Below are 17244 nucleotides of genomic sequence, written 5' to 3'. Positions count from 1 at the left end.
ATTGAAGGGTAGTCAGCCGGCGGTAGTTGACCTGCATCTGCATACCATTTTTTCCGATGGCCTGTTTACACCTGAGGAGCTGGTTATCCGGGCTGAGCAGATGGGCTTTAGCGCAATTGCGATCACCGATCACGACTCGGTCGAGGGCATTGAGCGGGCAAAGGCACAGGGCAAGCGGTCCGGGGTGGAGATTGTGCCCGGTGTGGAGCTGAGCTGTAATGTCAATGGTACCGATGTCCATATTCTCGGTTACTATATCGATTACCGGGGTGCCGGGGTGCAGGAGTTCTTTGCCCGGGTGCGGGAGTTCCGGCTCCAGCGGGCAGAACGGATGGTGAATAAACTGAACGAACTGGCAGCGGGGAGATGGCGGGTGAGTTTTGAGCGGGTCAAGGAGATTGCCGGTGCGGGTGCGGTCGGCAGACCGCATGTGGCGCAGGCGCTGGTGGAGGCGGGCGGGGTGGCGACGATGAGCGAGGCGTTTGAAAAATACATCGGCTATGACGGTCCGGCATACTTTCCCAAGCTGCGACTGACACCGGCGGAGGTGATTGAGCGGATTCATCAGGCGGGCGGGCTGGCGGTGATCGCCCATCCGGCAACCTATGGCAATGACGGGCTGGTCTATCTGGTGATTGCGGCAGGGGTTGACGGGATTGAGGTGTGGCATCCGGAGCACAATCAGCGGGCGGTGGAGCATTATCTCGAGGTCGCCCAGAAGAACGGGCTGCTGGTCACCGGCGGTTCCGACTGTCATGGTGGCCGGAAGTTCGGCCGGATTTATCTCGGTGATGTCCGGCTGCCCTATCAGTATCTGATGGCGCTCAAGCGCCGGGTGAAAAAATGCTGAATCTGCTTTTGTTCCTGCCACTTCTTTCCGGTCAGCTCCAGCTTGCCCGGCTGAAATACAGTGGTGGCGGCGACTGGTATAATGACCCGGAGATCATCCCCAATCTGTGCCGGGAGCTCAACCGGCGCACGAGCATCCGCTGTATCACCGATGAGGCGCAGGTCTCGCTCCTTGATGAACGGCTCTATCAGTATCCGTTTCTCTTCATGACCGGACACGGTAATGTCAGCTTCTCCGAGGAGGAGGTAACCAGGCTCCGGCGCTATCTGGAGGCAGGCGGATTTCTGTATGCGGATGATGACTACGGTATGGATGAATCATTCCGCCGGGAGCTGAAGAAGGTCTTTCCCAATTCGGAACTGGTTGAGTTGCCATTTGACCATCCGATTTACCACTGCTTTTATGATTTTCCCAACGGTCCGCCGAAGATTCATGAGCATTACGAGGGTCCGCCCCGGGGTTACGGGCTTTATGTCGGCGGCAGGCTGGCGGTTTTCTATACCTATAACTCCAATATCTCCGACGGCTGGACCGACCGGTATAACGATCCGCCTGAAGTCCGGGAGCAGGCGCTGCGGATGGGGATTAATATTATCTGCTATTTTCTTACCCACTGAGGGGCACAGTTAATTATAAGTATTATTTCCCCACCCTGTTAAATATTCGCTGCCGGATTTTTCCGATCGGTAGTGGTTTGTTAAATCGGTCGGTTGAGTCAGATTGGGTGGTTTTTTACACCGGAGGGTGCAGGGCAGCGGTATTGATTTGAGTTGGGGGCGGTTTATACTAAAAGTCCAGATGCAGGATGTGATTTCAATCCGTGGGGCGAGAGCGCATAATCTGAAGAACATCAGTCTGGACATTCCCAGAAACCGGCTGGTGGTGATTACCGGAATTTCCGGTTCCGGCAAGTCGTCGCTGGCATTTGATACGATTTATGCCGAAGGACAGCGCCGGTATATTGAGTCGCTTTCCGCTTATGCCCGGCAGTTTCTGGGGATGCTGGAGAAGCCGGACTGTGATCAGATCACCGGGCTGTCACCAGCAATTGCGATTGAGCAGCGGACCAGCGCCCGGAACCCGAGGTCAACGGTGGGGACAACCACCGAAATTTATGACTATCTGCGGCTGCTCTTTGCCCGGGTGGGCAGGCCGTTCTGTCCGAAATGTGACCGGCCGATCAGTTCCCAGACCAGCGACCAGATTGTTGACAGTCTGCTCAGTCTGCCCGCAGGCACCAGCATTGTGATTCTGGCACCGCTGGTGCGGGGGAGAAAGGGGGAGTACCGCGAGCAGCTCCAGCAGGCGAAACGGCGGGGTTATATCCGGGTGCGGGTGGACGGAAAAATTTATGAACTTGAGGATGTGCCACCGCTGGAGAAGTATAAGAAGCATAATATTGAGCTGGTGATCGACCGGCTCACGGTCCGGGCTGAGGTGCGCAAGCGGCTTGCCGATTCGGTGGAGCTGGCGCTGAATGAGGGGCAGGGGAGATGCATCGTTCTGGTTGAGGGGGATAAGGAGGGGAATTTTGAGGAGCGGGTGTTTTCTTCGGCATTCGCCTGTCCGGATTGTGGTTTTTCGTATGAGGAAATTTCCCCCCGGCTGTTTTCTTTCAACTCCCCTTATGGTGCCTGTCCCAAATGTCACGGTCTGGGGACAAAGATGGAGATTGACCCGGACCGGCTGATTGCAGATCCGAACCTTTCAATTCTTGACGGAGCGCTGGAACCCTGGGGGGAGGCAAGAGAGAAAAGCGGCTGGCTGCTGGGCAAGCTTGAAGCGCTGGCGAAAAGATTCAAATTCAGTCTGGAGACACCCTGGAAGGAACTGCCCCAGACCGCCCGGCAGGCAATTCTCTACGGAACCGATGAGGAACTGAAGTTCCGTTATGAGAGTGACGACTGGGAATACACCTGGCAGGACCGGTATGAGGGGCTGGTGCCTTATCTGGAGCGGGTTTACCGTGAGACTGAGTCTGAGGCGCGGCGGGAGTGGGTGGAGCAGTTCATGTCGGTTCTGCCCTGTCCGGAGTGCAACGGCACGCGTTTGAAGCCGGAGGCGCTGGCGGTGAAAATTGCCGGGCTGAATATTGCGGAGGTGACCAGGATGTCGGTGAAGGAGGCGTTGCGGTTCTTTGATGAACTGAAGTTGAGTCCGAAGGAGCAGACGGTGGCACGGGAGGTGCTCAGAGAAATCAGGCGCCGGCTCGGATTTATGCAGCAGGTAGGTCTGGACTATCTGACACTCGACCGGACGACCGAAAGTCTGGGTGGGGGCGAGGCACAGCGGGTGCGGCTGGCAACTCAGATCGGCTCCGGGCTGGTGGGGGTGGTTTACATCCTGGATGAGCCGTCAATCGGTCTGCATCAGCGGGACAACCGGAAACTGCTGTCAACGCTCAAGGGTCTGCGGGACCTGGGTAATACCGTGATTGTCGTTGAGCATGATGAGGAGACAATCCGGGAGGCGGACTGGGTGATTGACCTGGGTCCGGGTGCCGGGGCACAGGGCGGCCGGGTGGTGGCGCAGGGCAGGCCCGAGGAGATCATCGCCTGTCCGAAGTCGATCACCGGTGCCTATCTGGCAGGCAGGCGCCGGATTGAGGTGCCGAAGGAGCGGCGTCAACCGCAGCGCGGTTTTTTGCGGGTTGAGGGGTGCCGGGAGAATAACCTCAAGAATATTGATGTTGAGATTCCGCTCGGGCTGCTGGTCTGTGTGACCGGGGTTTCGGGTTCGGGCAAGTCAACGCTGGTCAACGATATCCTTTACCGGGCGCTGGCACGCCACTTTTACAGTTCACTTGAGAAGCCGGGGGCGCACCGGCGGATCGTCGGGCTGGAGAAAATTGACAAGGTGATCAATATTGATCAGTCGCCGATCGGCCGGACACCTCGCTCGAATCCGGCAACCTACACCGGTGCCTTCGGTCCGATCCGGGAGCTCTTTGCCCGGACAAAGGAGGCACGGCTGCGCGGTTACAAGCCGGGCCGGTTTTCATTCAATGTCCGCGGCGGCAGGTGTGAGGCGTGCGGCGGAGACGGGATTATCCGTGTCGAGATGCATTTCCTGCCGGATGTGTATGTGACCTGTGATGTCTGCAAGGGCAGGCGCTATAACCGGGAGACGCTGGAGGTGAAATACAAGGGCAGAAATATCAGCGAGGTGCTGGCGATGAGCGTTGATGAGGCCTACGATTTCTTCATTAATATCCCCCCGGTAGAACGGAAGCTGAAGCTTTTGAAGGATGTCGGCCTGGGCTATATCCAGCTGGGTCAGCCGGCACCGACCCTGTCCGGCGGTGAGGCACAGCGGATCAAGCTTGCCCGGGAGCTGTCGAAGATCGGAACCGGCAGAACGCTTTATCTCCTTGATGAGCCGACCACCGGTCTGCATTTTGAGGATGTCCGGCTGCTGCTCGGGGTTCTGAACCGGCTGGTGGAGCGGGGAAATACGGTGGTGGTGATTGAGCACAACCTTGAGGTGATCAAGTGTGCCGACTGGCTGATTGACCTTGGACCGGAAGGCGGGGATGAGGGTGGCAGAGTTGTATGCGCCGGTCCGCCGGAGCAGGTTGCCGGCTGCGTTCAATCCTGGACCGGCCGGTTTCTCAGACCGCTGCTCAGGCTTCAGCGCTCCTGAGCCGGTCCCGGATATTTCCGGACGAGCCGTTCAATCCGGACCGCCCGGCCGGTTTCGGTGTCGATGTCAACCACTACGCCGTTGAGCCGGATGTCGCCGGTTGCCGGCTGGAGCCGGAGCGGAACCTGTTCGATGAGCCGGCGCAGGGACAGGTCCTTCTTCATACCCAGCACTGAATCAAAAGCACCGCACATGCCGGCATCGGTGATGTAGGCGGTGCCCCCGGGCAGAATTTCTTCATCGGCAGTCTGAATATGGGTGTGAGTGCCGATAACCGCGGACACCTGGCCGTCAAGAAACCAGCCCATTGCCCGTTTTTCCGCGGTGGCTTCGGCGTGAAAGTCAACGATGATTACCGGTGTCCGACTGCGAATCTCCGGGAGGAGAGTCCGGATGCGCTGGAACGGACAGTCAACCGGTTTCATGAAGACTCTGCCTACAAGATTGATAATTGCGATTCTGCCGATACCCGATTTCAGCTCATAGACGCCGAAGCCTCTGCCCGGTGCTCCGGGTGGAAAGTTGAGCGGGCGGAGAATCTTTTCTTCGGTGTTCAGAAACTCCCAGAGTTCGTGGCGGTCAAAGCAGTGGTCACCGGTGGTGATGCAGTCGGCACCGGCGCGCAGAAGTTCCTCAGCCAGTTTCGGTGTAATGCCGTAGCCACCGGCGGCATTTTCACCATTGACAATACAGAAACCGGGGTGAAATGTCGCCTTCAATCCGGGTAGCAGGTGTTTAACCGCCTCCCGGCCCGGCTCGGCACAGACATCACCCAGAAACAGAATCCGTTCAGTGGGCATAATTGACTGCCCGGGTCTCTCTGATTACCGTGACCTTGATTTGCCCCGGGTATTTTAATTCCGATTCAATCTGACTCGCAATGCGGGCAGCAAGCTCACTCGCATCCTGATCCGATACTTTAGCCGGTTCGACCAGCACCCGGATCTCCCGGCCCGCCTGGACCGCATATGCCCGCTCAACACCCGGGAAGGAGGCGGCGATCGCCTCCAGGTTTTCAATCCGCTTGATATAGGTTTCAAAGCTTTCCCGCCGGGCACCAGGCCGGGAGCCGGATACGCCATCAGCAGCGGCGACGAGGAAGGCATAGGCAGAATCCATGGTTGTTTCCTCGTGATGGGCGGCAATCGCATTGACGACAAGCGGTTCTTCTCCATAGCGCCGGGCGAGCTCCGCACCAATCTGAGCATGTGTGCCTTCAAGGGTCTGATCCGCCGCCTTGCCGATGTCATGGAGCAGACCCGCACGTTTGGCAATCACCGGGTCCAGTTCCAGTTCCTGCGCCATCAGCGCCGCAAGGTAGGCAACTTCCCGGCTGTGGAGCAGAACATTCTGGCCATAACTGGTACGGAAGCGGAGTCTCCCCAGAAATTTCACCAGTTCCGGGTGCAGACCGATGATACCCAGTTCGAGCGCTACTTCTTCGCCGGTGGATTTAATGATCTGATCCATCTCCTGCTGAACCCGACTGACCACCTCTTCGATTCTTGCCGGATGAATTCTGCCGTCCTGAACCAGCTTTTCCATTGCCCGGCGGGCGATTTCGCGGCGGACCGGGTCGAACCCGGAAATGATAATCGCACCTGGAGTGTCATCAATCATGACCTCCACCCCGGTGATTGCCTCAAATGTGCGGATGTTTCTGCCTTCCCGGCCGATGATGCGGCCCTTAAGCTCATCCGAGGGCAGGTTGACGACCGATACCGTGGTTTCCGAGGTGTGGGCGATGGCGCAGCGCTGGATGGCAGCGGCAATCACCTCACGGGCTTCGGCTTCAGCCCGTGCCTTTGCCTCCTCTTTGATCTCTCTGATCAGCCGGGCAGCTTCGAGCCGGGCTTCATTCTCAAGGTTGTGAATCAGTTCGCGCTTTGCCTCTTCAGCCGAGAGTCCGGCGATACGTTCAAGCCGGGCGTTCTCCTGTTCAATCAACTGGTCAAGCCGCTCCATCTTTGCCCGGGTGAGTTTTTCCCGCGCCGCCAGATCCCGGTCCTTCTTGATCAGGTCCGCCTCTTTCTGGGTCAGCACCGCTTCGCGCCGGGCGAGGAAGGCCTCCCGTTCAGCGAGTTTCTGTTCGAGTCGTTCCAGTTCCCGCCGGGCAGCTGAAGTCTGGGCTTCAAATTTTACGCGTTCGCGGTCCCAGTCTTCCTTTGCCCGGATTTCCCCCTGACGCTGAATTTCTTCTGCCCGTTTTTTCGCCTCGGCAATAATCGCCGCACCGTCCGCCTCGCGCTCGGCAAGAAACTTCCGCGCCGCACGACGGCTGGCACTGATGCCGAGCCAGAATCCGATAATTCCCAAAACCACCGCGGTAGCGATGGGGATGATGATATTCCAGTCCATAGCGCCTCCTTAATACAAAATAAAACCCTGCGGTGTCGTGTAGCGCGGTCTCTGAACCCTTAAGACAGGTGGGAGCCTCAGAATGGTTTCACGCTGCCTTGCGGCGGCACTCCACCATTCTATCGTAGCCCCCGTTCAAGGGGTGTTGGCTCAAGACTCAGCCACTATCACGGACACTGCAGGGAGCCTTAATTACTTGATCCAGCTTTTCAATGAGCATGCCGATCCGGTGCCGGAGCCTTTCCTGCTGGGAACGACTTTGCTGCAGGTATTCGTCGACCAGATTCATCGATGCCAGTACCGCAGTCCGGGCGGTATTCGGCTGTTGAAACTGGGTGCTGAGTTCCTTCATTTTCCGGTCAACAATTTCGGCAACCTGCAAAACATAATCGGCGTCCTGATCGGACCTGATATTGTATTCACTGCCAAAAACACGAACTACAAAATTCTTCATTCCGGCTCCCTTTTTAATGATATACTTTACAACAGGGAATCAATCTTGTCAATGATGGAGTTCAGCTGGTCAATCAGCTTCAGGCGCAGTGTATCCAGTCGGGCAATTTTCTCCTGCAGGTCCCGGTTTTCCCGGCGGAGCCGGCTGAGCAGTTCCACCGCCTGGTCAATCTTCTCTTCCAGCTCGTTCAGCTGTTCGTACAGCTTCCGATCGGCAGGAAAATCTGGTTTCATCGGCTTAGCGGTGATAGATCAGATGCAGACCCGGGACCGGCTGGAGCCAGGATTCCAGTTCAACCGTGGCGTTCGCCCGGTTTACCAGATTGACCTTCAGCAGGGCAAAATAACTCTGATTTTCATGGGGAATGTAGATACCGATGAGAGCGGGCAGGGCGGTTTCCGGGACAGTGGTATAATTGAAATAGGTGGTGGCATTGACTGGAGGCAGAGGCGCATTTTCATCCGTGAGCGGGTTGGTGAGCCAGGTGCTGTCCCAGTTCGCTGTGGGCACAACACCCGAGGGATCAGACGGTCCCATAGAGGGGCTGGCAAGGCGGTAGGGACCGCTGGTGCCGGTAGTGAAGTCGGTCAGATAGCAGTGGACGAACTGGGCATTGCCGACCTGACGCATTGAGTAGGTGCGGGCATAGCCGGAATCCAGATCCCAGCCGTACCCGGCGTTCCCCGTGCCGTCCAGTTCGGAAATGGATTTCGGCGGGGTGTAAACGGGGACGGTGCTCAGAATGGTGGCAGATTTATATTCTCTGCCGGCAAAAATGGCAGAAATCTGATACCTGCCGGTGATTCCGTGGGGATTGTGGATGTAAACGCTCGTGCTGGTATCACCAATCAGGACGAAGGTGGTTTCCCCTGCCGGACAGAAGTAAATCTGATAGCTGTCAGGCATACCCTCGGCTGGTGTTGTCCAGACAAGCTGGACAGTAGTGTCACTGGCAGCGGCGATCTGCAGGTTTGCCGGCGGGCCGCCGATGACCCCGCAGCCAGCCAGCAGTGCAGCCGCGGTGCCCGCGACCAAGCTTAAACCTGAATAAAGGGCTTTCTTCACACTTGCCTCCTGCATTATATTAATCAGGCTAATCACAGAATCCCGGTTGTCAAATTAAGACCGCTCAAGTTTTTCACAATAAAAAAAGAGCCCCCATTATGGGGGCTCGGTTAATTAAGAACTCAGTTCAGTGCTGAATCAACCGCAGTCCCTTGATAAGCTGGAACCAGCCGGAGACCTGATAGGTTTTATCCCCGGCGTTGAAGCCGTCGAGTTTGGCAAGTGCATAATAGCCATCCTGCGTGTAGATACCGGCAAGGAACGGTGTCTGGGTAATATCCTGATAGTTGAAATATACAGTGCTGGAATGAGCAGGCAGCGGAGCATTTTCAGATGTCAGCGGTCCAGCAATGCCATTTACCCGCCAGGAACCTGCCGGTACAACATTACCCGGGTCGGTCGGACCCTGGTCCGGGCTGGCGATTGAATAAGTAGTTGTCTGGAAGTCGGTGATGTAGAAATCGACATTGGCGGCATTCGCTGCCTGAGTCATCGAGTAGGTCGCACCTGTACCGCTGGTACGATTCCAGCCGTAGCCGGAGTTCCCGGCAGCATTGAGTTCAGCTACCGTGAGCGCTGAAGTGGCTACCGGAACCGTGGATACGGTAGTCAGGCTCTGATATTCCTGGGAGCCGAACATTGCCGCTACCTTGTAGGTGCCGGTCTTGCCGTTGGGATTATGGACGAACTGGGTGGTGGTGATGTTATTAGCGATTGTCGTGTAGCCCGAAGTGCCAGTTTCCTGGAAGTAGACGATGTATTTATCCGGAGTGCCTTCAGCCGGTGCATTCCAGGTAATTTTGACCGTGGAATCAGTGTCCGCAGTTACCTGTAGTCCGGAGGGTGCACCCCCAACAATCGAACTGCAATCCGATCCAATGGAGACAACTCCCAGCACTATCCAGGCAAGGATAGTCAGTATCGGGAGCAGCCTTTTCATTATGCCTCCTTTTTATTTTTTAACGTCCAACCTTCGGCGGTTTGCCAGAAGGCTGTTCTGCCGGCTTGGGCTGAGGAGCTGGGGTAGGAGCAGGAGTCGGTGCCGGCTGGGCGAGTGACTCAGTCGGAGCCGGTGCGGGTGCAACCGACTCAGGAGCTGGAGCGGTTAATGTGCTCTCAGCTGCAGCCGGTTTGGGTTCCTCACTCTTTTTGCTCGGACAACCGAGCACAAACACCAGTGCGATGATTGCACAAGCGGCGATTAGTTTTTTCACGGTAGTCCTCCTTTTTATATTTTAATTCGCGGTTGAGAACGCACGCCGCATTCTCATTCGCGCCTCAACCTTAACCTAAGGCTTGTTTCAGTCTTAGTGGCAATAATTGTAATCTCCAGCGGTTTACTGTCAAGCAGTTCATTTTTAGAATAAAGTAAGTCAGGCAGGGGCAATATTTAGAAACTTGTTGACAAAAGGCGATTAATATTTACTATTTTAAAAGGAAGGAAAAGGGTGGGGTAGAATAAGATTTTATATAAGCAAAGGAGGTTTAGATGCTGAGGATGTCGTTGCTGTGGATACTGGTGTCAGCCGGACTGATGTCTGCTGATCAACCGGCGAGCCAGAACAGTGCGCTCTTGGGCACCAAGGATGGCGTGCCACTATATATCAATTATCAGGGCTATCTTACTGATGCCAGTGGTAATCCGGTTTCTGCCACACTTTCGATGCTGTTTGAAATTTACGATGCGGAAACTGGAGGGAACCGGCTCTGGTGGCAGACGCATTCTTCGGTTCTGGTGCAGCAGGGGGTTTTCAATGTCAAGCTCCAGTTGCAGGAAAGCGATACTACAATTTTCCGCCTCGGGGAACGACGCTGGTTGCAGTTGACGGTGAGCGGGGTGCGGCTTTCTCCCAGGACTGAAATTACCAGCATGGCTTACGGTATCCATTCGGCAAAGGCAGATAATGCGGATCAGCTGGATGGGAGGCATGCTGATGAGTTCATTTTCAACAGCACCACCCTGCAGCCCAATGCCAATTTCTGGATTTCCGGCAGCGGTATTGCTGGCGGACAGCTGCGGGCATCAGCGATCGGGATCGCCAATGGTCCGGCAATCTACGGTACTAACGCCAATGGCAGTAACTTCGGAGTCTGGGGTCATAATACCAATGTCTCCGGTACAGGAGTTGCCGGTAGCGGCAATAACGATACGCTTTTCTATCTTATTAACGGTTCCGGGGGTGCATTTTCGGCCCGGCGTTTCGGGCTGTTTGCCTATGCCCACGATACCAATGGGACCGGTATCGCAACTATGGGGAACCGGATCACCGATACCGTCTGGACGCTGGCGGCCGGATGCGGTGGTGCGTTTAACGGGACGAGATTTGGAGTTTATGGCCTGGCACGCAATTTGAGCGGTGAGCGGTGTGGCGGGTTTTTCCGCACCTATGGCACGGATTCGGTCAAGGCCTATATTGCCTATAATTACGGTGGGACACGCTACGGCATACTCAGTGACGGGACAAAATCGACGGTTATGACAACCAGCTTCGGACCACGGGTGCTTTTCTGCCCGGAGGCACCTCAGCCCTTCTTTGAGGACTTCGGCGAGGCGCAACTCGTTAACGGTCATTGTCGAGTAAACCTGGATCCGGTATTTCTGGATTGTATAACAGTTGATAAAGATCACCCACTCCGGGTTTTTGTCACGCTGACCGATGACTGTAATGGTGTATATGTGAAAGCGGATGAGACTGGGTTTGATGTGTATGAGTTGAATAACGGCCGGTCGAGCGCCGGGTTTTATTATCGGGTGATCGGATTAAGACGCGGAAGTGAAAGTCTGCGATTTCCCGCAGCGCCAGCTGCGCCACCAGCGCAGGCAGTGCCACTTAAGGTTGAGATGAGCACCGAAGCCTCGCCGGAACGGTAATCTGGCGATCCGGTGATGGGATGGAGGTGGGTATGAGGAGAATCTTTCACGTGGGTTTTATGGCACTGGTTTTGATTGCGGGTTCCATCGCTTCGGGGCAAAATTATCGTCTGCCGGAGTGGGTTATTGACGAAGGCGGGGTGCCGGCAAGCGGAGGAAATTACATCGGTTATGGCAGTTTTCACCAGACAACCATCGGGTATGCGACCGGTGGGAATTTCATCGCCTGGATTGGATACTGGCATCCCCGACCGAGACTGGTCCGTTATGATGCAGCTGCAGTTGAAATCATCGCTCCAGCTGGCGCAGTGGATACGATTAATCAGGTCACACCCCGAGCCCGGGTGGCGAATCTTGGCAGCAGGGAAGTGAATTTCATGGCGGTTTTTTCGATCAGGATCGCGGGGGGGGTAATTCCGATTTACCAGAATGGCAGACCAATACACTTGGGACCGGGTAGAGATACGGTTGTTGATTTTGTACCCGTGCGCCTGCCTTATCTCGGTCCGCATATTGCACGCTGTTCGGTGGCGCTGGCTGGCGATGAGAATCCGGTAAATGATACGGTATCTCTTCTGTTCAAGGTGTTAGCGCGTCCTCCATGGCCTGTGGGGTGGCATGAGGTGGAGATGATGCCTACAATTCCGAGTGGAAGAGGTGTCAGTTCGGGCGGTTTTCTGGTCGTGGATCAGAGTTCCGGGCTGATTTACGCAGCAAAAGGGAATAAGTGCCGCGATTTTTACCGGTATGACCCGATTAATAACAACTGGGATACACTGGCGTCCTGGCCTGACGGCCGGGAAGGGAAAAAGCCGGATAAAGGGGCGAACGGGTGTTCAGATAATGCCGGGTTTGTGTATGCGGTCAAGGGCAACAATACACTCGGATTCTGGCGGTATAACAGTTTCTATAATGAGTGGGAGCAGCTACCTGATGTGCCTTACGAACCGAGCAACCGGAAGATAAAGGGTGGTTCAGATCTGGTATTTGTAATTGATGGCGGAATACCTTATGTGTATCTTCTGAAAGGACAGCGAAACGATTTCTGCCGGTATAATACACTGGTGCATCAGTGGGAGGTGCTGAATTCAGCACCTGGAATTACCAAATGGGATCGGGGTTCGTGGCTGGTTTATGATGGCGACACACGGATTTATGCCCATAAGGCAAAATATCACGAGTTTTACTGCTATGATCTTACAGTTCACGACTGGTTGCCGACACCTCTCGCCGGGATGCCTTATACCAGTCCCAGGCTGCAGACGAGGAAGCGTTCCAAAGAGGGAGGATGCGCAACCTGGGCTTATAATTCAATATTTGCGCTCAAGGGTGGAAACACCTGCGAGCTCTGGCGCTACATACCTGACGGCGATTCCTGGACAGAAGCAGATACAATTCCCAGTTTCGGTTCAACTGGTAGAAAGAAGCGGGTGAAGGATGGCGGCGATATTGCCAGTTATGGCAATGCAGCGCTGTTTGCCCTGAAGGGTAATAAAACCTGTGAAGTGTGGCGTTATGTACCCGGGCCCGAAATCGTCCAGCCCCAGCTGCCAAGACGCACGGCAGCAATGGGGGATGGGGGCGTAGTCGATAATAATCCCCGGCTGATGGTGATCAATCCGGCGGGTGGCGGCAGAATTAAAGTTGCCTATGATCTTGGGGACAGGCGGAACGCCAGAATTGAAGTGGTTGATGTGTCCGGAAGAATCTTGATGCAGCAGACGGTATCCGGACGAACCGGAACTCTGCCCATTCAACTGAGCGGGTCCGGGAAGGGTATCTGCTTTATCCGGTTATGCGATCAGCATTCTGTTCTGCTGGTAACTAAGCTGATCGTTGTACATTAAGAGCGGTTAGCCCAGAATCGCCTTCATGTCCTCAGCTGGCTCAGTTATGGTCATGATATTAAAGTTCGACTGGAGAATTTCTACGATACCTGGTGTTAGAAATGCCGGGAGGGAAGGCCCGAGCCGGATATTTTTTATTCCCAGATACAACAGAGTCAATAGGACCGCAACCGCCTTCTGTTCATACCAGGAAAGGACAAAAGACAGTGGAATTTCGTTCGGGCTGGCGTTCAGTTTCTCACTGAGCGCGGTTACAAACCGGATCGCACTGTAGGAGTCGTTACACTGGCCTGCATCCATTAAACGAGGCAGGTTTTCAACCGTGCCGAATTCCAGTTTGTTGAAGCGGTATTTACCGCAGGCAAGGGTGATGATCAGACAGTCCTGAGGAACCAGCTGGGCGAATTCAGTGTAATAGTTCCTCCCGGGCTTGGCACCATCACAGCCACCGATGAGAAACAGGTGCCGGAGACGCTGAGATTGGATTGATTCGGCAATTTCGTCAACTTTGCTCAGCAGGGTGTTCCGGCCAAAACCGACTGTAATAAAATGTTCGGGTCCTTCACTTGTAAATCCGGGCTGCTCCAGTGCTGCTTTGATCACCGGCGAGAAATCATCACGATGGACATGGGCCACTCCAGGCCAGGCAACCAGTCCGGAGGTGAAAATCCGGTTTTTGTAGCTGTCCATGGGCCGCTGCAGACAGTTGGTCGTCATCAGGATTGCTCCTGGAAACAGGGGAAACTCCTTCTGCTGGTTCTGCCAGGCAGAACCGAAATTACCTGCAAGATGTCTATAGGCCTTGAGTTTGGGGTAACCATGAGCAGGCAGCATTTCACCATGGGTATAGATGTTGATGTTTTCATCCTTAGTCTGCTCGAGCAGTGCTTCGAGGTCCCGTAAATCATGTCCGGATACGCAGATCGCCTTACCGCGCAGCGGTGTCACCCGGACTCGGGTAGGCACCGGGTCACCATAAGTGCCCGTATTTGCTGAATCCAGCAGTTCCATTACCTTCAGATTCAGCTTGCCAACCGCCAATGCCCGGTTGAGCAGTTCGCCGGTGTCAAAGCTGTCGGCAGTCAGGTAATCCAGTAGCTCGTGAAACTGGGCAAAGATTCTGTCATCTTTTTTGCCGAGAATTGCAGCATGATCGGTGTAGGCGGAGGCACCTTTCAGTCCGAAAAGTATTAAATCCATCAGATCAGCCTGATCATCGCCGAACTGTCGGTGTCGAGCTTTAATACCGGCAGGCTCTGCCTGGGCCAACAGGCCATCCAGGGTGAGAGCTGGAGCCCATGCTGCCGGTCCTGTAAGTTTTTCAAGAGCGATCCCCTGCTGTTTTGCTGCTTGCTCATAACGCTGCCGGATTTTTTCTTTGAGTTCACAAGCCCGGTGCAGGAGCACTTGGAGCCGTTCAGGATCAAAGTCAACATTGGTTATCGTCGAGAACAGTGCCTCCACAGTAAACAGATTTACTTCATCATCGGTTATGCCCAGTTTCCGAGCACGATGGGCATACTGAGCGATACCTTTGACAGCATAAATCAGCAAGTCCTGAAGCGCGGCGGTAACCGGGTCCTTGCCGCAGACCCCCTGCACCGTGCAACCGGTTCCCTTTGCGGTCTGCTCACACTGATAACAGAACATTTCCATTTTTCTACTCCTTGGTTTTACCATCAATACCAATGGTAATATCCTGAAATTTAATATCCCTGCCGCTTGTCTGAATTGCCCGACGCACCAGCTGTACAAGTCCGAAGCAGCAGGGTACTTCCATGTGTAAAACAGTAACCGACCTGACATCATTTTCCTGAAAGATGCGGGTCAGCTTTTCCTGATAAAAACCGGCATCATCCAGCTTCGGGCAGCCGATCAAAAGTATCCGATTTTTTAGAAACCGCTCATGTAAATCCGGCAGAGCGAAACCGGTACAGTCAGCAGCAATCAGCAGGTCGCTTTGGCTGAAATAAGGTGCATTTACCGGGACGAGCATCAGCTGAACGGGCCAGTTGGTTAAGTGTGAATTGCCTGCCAGTAGCTGATTTCTGTTTTCCCCAGGGCTGTGTTCAATCCTCCGGACCTGCGTTCCCGGGCAACCACAGGGTAAAGGCTGCTGATTTTCTTCAGGAACCGGTATGTTGTGCTGCTGAAGATAGGCAACAGCCTGTTCATAATACCGGTGAGCCCCGTGCTCTTTTAGATGACGCAAATGAGCAGCAATCGTATTCGGACCGCATCGGACGATATTTGCCATCACCTTGTTTTCGTCATAAGGTTCTGCCGGGCGTTCCTCAATGGTCAGTGCGCCTTCGGGGCAGGTGCCAACACATGCTCCCAGTCCATCACAGAAGAGGTCGGAAACCAGCCGTGCCTTACCATCAATAATCTGCAGAGCGCCTTCGGGGCAGTTGGGGATACACTGGCCGCACCCCGTACATTTTTCTTCGTTAATGCTGATGATTTTACGGGATCTTTTCCCCATTCTTTTCTCCTTTTCTTTTAAAGTCAAATTTTATATCCTGAAGTGTCGTTTGTTGCAGCTTGCTGCGTATGGTCCGATTCAGCTTCTGGAAAAACGGTCCGAGCGGGCAGTCGTTTCGTGAACATAAAGGTACAGCCAGCGGGCATCTTTCAATCTGCAGAGGTCCGGAGAGTGCTTCATATATTTCCAGCAGCGAAATCTTGTCCGGAGCACGCGCAAGTTGATACCCCCCTTTCGGTCCCGGTTTCCCCTCAACAATGGCTGACTGCTCAAGCCGGGCAAGAACCTTGGCGAGGTGTGCGGCAGAAACACCCAAGGTGCGGGCCATCGTGCTGATGGTTAGCCGCTGCTGGCTGTTGGCAAGTACCAACACTGCATGCAATCCCAGCCGGATTGCATCCGGAATATTAAAAAAATCACTCATAATTATATTATGGTATAATAATACCAGAATTTGAGCGGTCTGTCAATAAAAATTTCATGTGCCAGCTGATGATGCTAGGTGTGGTTGCAGTTGCCGGAAAGAATTTTCCCGGTTATAATTATAAATATGAGTACACGTTCCAAGGTGGCGGTTCTGTTTACCAGACCTGAGACAGTACTTGATGACTATCGCCGGCTGATCAGGCTGGCGGAAGCGGATAAGCACCTTAAGCCCGGGGTTACAACAATTCTCAAGGATAACATCTCCTGGCATTTTCCGATGCCCGGCGCTAATACGACTCCCTGGCAGCTGGAGGGAACGATACTGGGGTTGCATGATCTTGGTTACCGGGACCTGGCAGTGGTTCAGAACAAGACGGTAGTAATCGACACCCATAAGGGCGAGGACCTCAACCGCTATGTGCCGATTTTTCAGAAGTGCGGGCTGCCAGTCCTCTACAATTTCAGGGAATCGGATATGAAATGGATTCCCTTCCAACCGAAGGCGAAATTGCTGGCACTGAATCATATTTACCCGGAAGGTTTGCGCATTCCGGATTACTTCATCGGCAAGAATATCGTTCATCTACCCACCGTGAAATGCCATATCTACACCACCACGACCGGCGCAATGAAGAACGCCTTTGGCGGACTGCTTTCAACGCACCGCCATTACACACATACCTGGATTCATGAGACACTGGTGGACCTCTTGGCAATTCAGAAGGAGATTCATCCGGGCATCTTTGCGGTGATGGATGGCACGACTGCCGGGGATGGACCGGGACCGAGAACAGTCCGGCCGGTAGTGAAGAATGTAATTCTGGCTTCAGCCGATCAGGTGGCAATTGATGCGATTGCAGCAAAGATGATGGGTTTTGATCCGATGACAATTAAATATATCCGGCTGGCGCATGAACAGGGGTTGGGGGTTGGTGATCCCAGGGAGATTGAGGTGGTGGGTGATGATATTTCAAACGAGAACTGGGGATTCAAGGTCGGTCTGTCATTCCACCGGTTTCTGGGCTGGCTTTCCTGGTATGGCCCGACCCGGTTTCTGCAGAAGCTGATTTTCCGGACCTGGTTGGTGAACATTCCGATTTTCGTTTCCGAATTCAATCACGATTTCATTCACTGGCCCTTAAAGGAACGCAAAATTTACGAGCGCTGGCGTCGTGAGACCGGCTGGGGCCGGCTATTTCAGGAATACGAGCAGAAGGGCTGTCTGCTACTGTAAACAGACCGCAT

General features: G+C 54.4%; 15 protein-coding genes and 1 other RNA gene. 6 read left to right on the top strand and 10 right to left on the bottom strand.

The features are described from left to right. The first annotated feature begins 1 nt into the window (after position 1). The 3 genes from ABIK48_07170 to uvrA all read left to right on the top strand — a co-directional run bounded on the left by ABIK48_07170 (position 2) and on the right by uvrA (position 4492). Positions 2 to 850, top strand: a complete 849-nt coding sequence (locus tag ABIK48_07170; protein MEO0021934.1) for a PHP domain-containing protein — start codon at positions 2 to 4, stop codon at positions 848 to 850. Beyond that, on the top strand, positions 844 to 1467 hold the full coding sequence (locus tag ABIK48_07165) for a DUF4159 domain-containing protein (GenBank protein MEO0021933.1): 624 nt from the start codon (positions 844 to 846) through the stop codon (positions 1465 to 1467). Before ABIK48_07170 ends, ABIK48_07165 begins: the two co-directional genes overlap by 7 nt. 181 nt (positions 1468 to 1648) lie before the next feature. Continuing rightward, on the top strand, positions 1649 to 4492 hold the full coding sequence (gene uvrA / locus ABIK48_07160; protein MEO0021932.1) for an excinuclease ABC subunit UvrA: 2844 nt from the start codon (positions 1649 to 1651) through the stop codon (positions 4490 to 4492). On the opposite strand, the gene ABIK48_07155 is transcribed toward uvrA, so the two are convergent. From ABIK48_07155 to ABIK48_07125, 7 genes are all read right to left on the bottom strand, one after another. Continuing rightward, positions 4480 to 5292: a TIGR00282 family metallophosphoesterase gene (locus ABIK48_07155; GenBank protein MEO0021931.1), complete on the bottom strand. Its 813-nt coding sequence runs from the start codon at positions 5290 to 5292 to the stop codon at positions 4480 to 4482. The genes uvrA and ABIK48_07155 overlap by 13 nt on opposite strands. After that, a complete protein-coding gene (rny, locus tag ABIK48_07150; protein MEO0021930.1) occupies positions 5282 to 6850 on the bottom strand; it encodes a ribonuclease Y in 1569 nt (522 codons plus the stop codon). The genes ABIK48_07155 and rny overlap by 11 nt, the downstream gene beginning before the upstream one ends. A 20-nt stretch (positions 6851 to 6870) precedes the next feature. Further along, positions 6871 to 7038, bottom strand: a non-coding RNA gene (gene ssrS, locus ABIK48_07145) — 6S RNA. Between the two features lie 292 nt (positions 7039 to 7330). After that, positions 7331 to 7537: a hypothetical protein gene (locus ABIK48_07140; GenBank protein ID MEO0021929.1), complete on the bottom strand. Its 207-nt coding sequence runs from the start codon at positions 7535 to 7537 to the stop codon at positions 7331 to 7333. 4 nt (positions 7538 to 7541) lie between these two features. After that, on the bottom strand, positions 7542 to 8384 hold the full coding sequence (locus tag ABIK48_07135; protein ID MEO0021928.1) for a fibronectin type III domain-containing protein: 843 nt from the start codon (positions 8382 to 8384) through the stop codon (positions 7542 to 7544). Positions 8385 to 8496: 112 nt separating this feature from the next. Continuing rightward, positions 8497 to 9309 (bottom strand): fibronectin type III domain-containing protein, encoded by an 813-nt coding sequence (locus tag ABIK48_07130; protein ID MEO0021927.1) that lies wholly within the window; start codon positions 9307 to 9309, stop codon positions 8497 to 8499. Positions 9310 to 9328: 19 nt separating this feature from the next. Then, positions 9329 to 9583, bottom strand: a complete 255-nt coding sequence (locus ABIK48_07125) for a hypothetical protein (protein MEO0021926.1) — start codon at positions 9581 to 9583, stop codon at positions 9329 to 9331. Positions 9584 to 9867: 284 nt separating this feature from the next. On the opposite strand from ABIK48_07125, the gene ABIK48_07120 reads away from it, so the two are divergent. Both ABIK48_07120 and ABIK48_07115 read left to right on the top strand, forming a co-directional pair. Next, positions 9868 to 11241, top strand: a complete 1374-nt coding sequence (locus ABIK48_07120; protein ID MEO0021925.1) for a hypothetical protein — start codon at positions 9868 to 9870, stop codon at positions 11239 to 11241. A gap of 32 nt (positions 11242 to 11273) precedes the next feature. Continuing rightward, positions 11274 to 13088, top strand: a complete 1815-nt coding sequence (locus ABIK48_07115) for a hypothetical protein (protein MEO0021924.1) — start codon at positions 11274 to 11276, stop codon at positions 13086 to 13088. A gap of 6 nt (positions 13089 to 13094) precedes the next feature. Here the strand turns inward: ABIK48_07115 and hcp are convergent, their stop codons facing one another. Genes hcp through ABIK48_07100 form a run of 3 tightly spaced genes read right to left on the bottom strand, consistent with a single transcriptional unit; the run spans position 13095 to position 15997 of the window. After that, positions 13095 to 14738: a hydroxylamine reductase gene (gene hcp, locus ABIK48_07110; protein ID MEO0021923.1), complete on the bottom strand. Its 1644-nt coding sequence runs from the start codon at positions 14736 to 14738 to the stop codon at positions 13095 to 13097. A 10-nt stretch (positions 14739 to 14748) separates the two neighbouring features. Next, positions 14749 to 15573: a 4Fe-4S binding protein gene (locus tag ABIK48_07105; protein MEO0021922.1), complete on the bottom strand. Its 825-nt coding sequence runs from the start codon at positions 15571 to 15573 to the stop codon at positions 14749 to 14751. Beyond that, complete coding sequence (locus tag ABIK48_07100; GenBank protein MEO0021921.1) at positions 15554 to 15997, bottom strand: Rrf2 family transcriptional regulator; 444 nt, start codon at positions 15995 to 15997, stop codon at positions 15554 to 15556. Before ABIK48_07100 ends, ABIK48_07105 begins: the two co-directional genes overlap by 20 nt. A gap of 126 nt (positions 15998 to 16123) precedes the next feature. On the opposite strand from ABIK48_07100, the gene ABIK48_07095 reads away from it, so the two are divergent. Then, the gene (locus ABIK48_07095; GenBank protein ID MEO0021920.1) at positions 16124 to 17233 is read left to right on the top strand and encodes a DUF362 domain-containing protein; all 1110 of its coding nucleotides are present in this window, start codon (positions 16124 to 16126) and stop codon (positions 17231 to 17233) included. Positions 17234 to 17244: the final 11 nt, after the last annotated feature.

Source organism: candidate division WOR-3 bacterium, assembly GCA_039801085.1.
GTDB lineage: Bacteria > Hydrothermota > Tepidihabitantia > Tepidihabitantales > Tepidihabitantaceae > JAOABP01.
Note: the sequence above shows the minus strand (reverse complement) of the source record. Positions and strands in the feature narration are given on the sequence as shown.

Coding starts and splice junctions, on each gene's coding strand:
- ABIK48_07165 (MEO0021933.1), top strand. CDS start 844: ATGCTGAATCTGCTTTTGTTCCTGCCACTTCTTTCCGGTCAGCTCCAG.
- uvrA (MEO0021932.1), top strand. CDS start 1,649: ATGCAGGATGTGATTTCAATCCGTGGGGCGAGAGCGCATAATCTGAAG.
- ABIK48_07155 (MEO0021931.1), bottom strand. CDS start 5,292: ATGCCCACTGAACGGATTCTGTTTCTGGGTGATGTCTGTGCCGAGCCG.
- rny (MEO0021930.1), bottom strand. CDS start 6,850: ATGGACTGGAATATCATCATCCCCATCGCTACCGCGGTGGTTTTGGGA.
- ABIK48_07140 (MEO0021929.1), bottom strand. CDS start 7,537: ATGAAACCAGATTTTCCTGCCGATCGGAAGCTGTACGAACAGCTGAAC.
- ABIK48_07135 (MEO0021928.1), bottom strand. CDS start 8,384: ATGCAGGAGGCAAGTGTGAAGAAAGCCCTTTATTCAGGTTTAAGCTTG.
- ABIK48_07130 (MEO0021927.1), bottom strand. CDS start 9,309: ATGAAAAGGCTGCTCCCGATACTGACTATCCTTGCCTGGATAGTGCTG.
- ABIK48_07120 (MEO0021925.1), top strand. CDS start 9,868: ATGTCGTTGCTGTGGATACTGGTGTCAGCCGGACTGATGTCTGCTGAT.
- ABIK48_07115 (MEO0021924.1), top strand. CDS start 11,274: ATGAGGAGAATCTTTCACGTGGGTTTTATGGCACTGGTTTTGATTGCG.
- hcp (MEO0021923.1), bottom strand. CDS start 14,738: ATGTTCTGTTATCAGTGTGAGCAGACCGCAAAGGGAACCGGTTGCACG.
- ABIK48_07105 (MEO0021922.1), bottom strand. CDS start 15,573: ATGGGGAAAAGATCCCGTAAAATCATCAGCATTAACGAAGAAAAATGT.
- ABIK48_07100 (MEO0021921.1), bottom strand. CDS start 15,997: ATGAGTGATTTTTTTAATATTCCGGATGCAATCCGGCTGGGATTGCAT.
- ABIK48_07095 (MEO0021920.1), top strand. CDS start 16,124: ATGAGTACACGTTCCAAGGTGGCGGTTCTGTTTACCAGACCTGAGACA.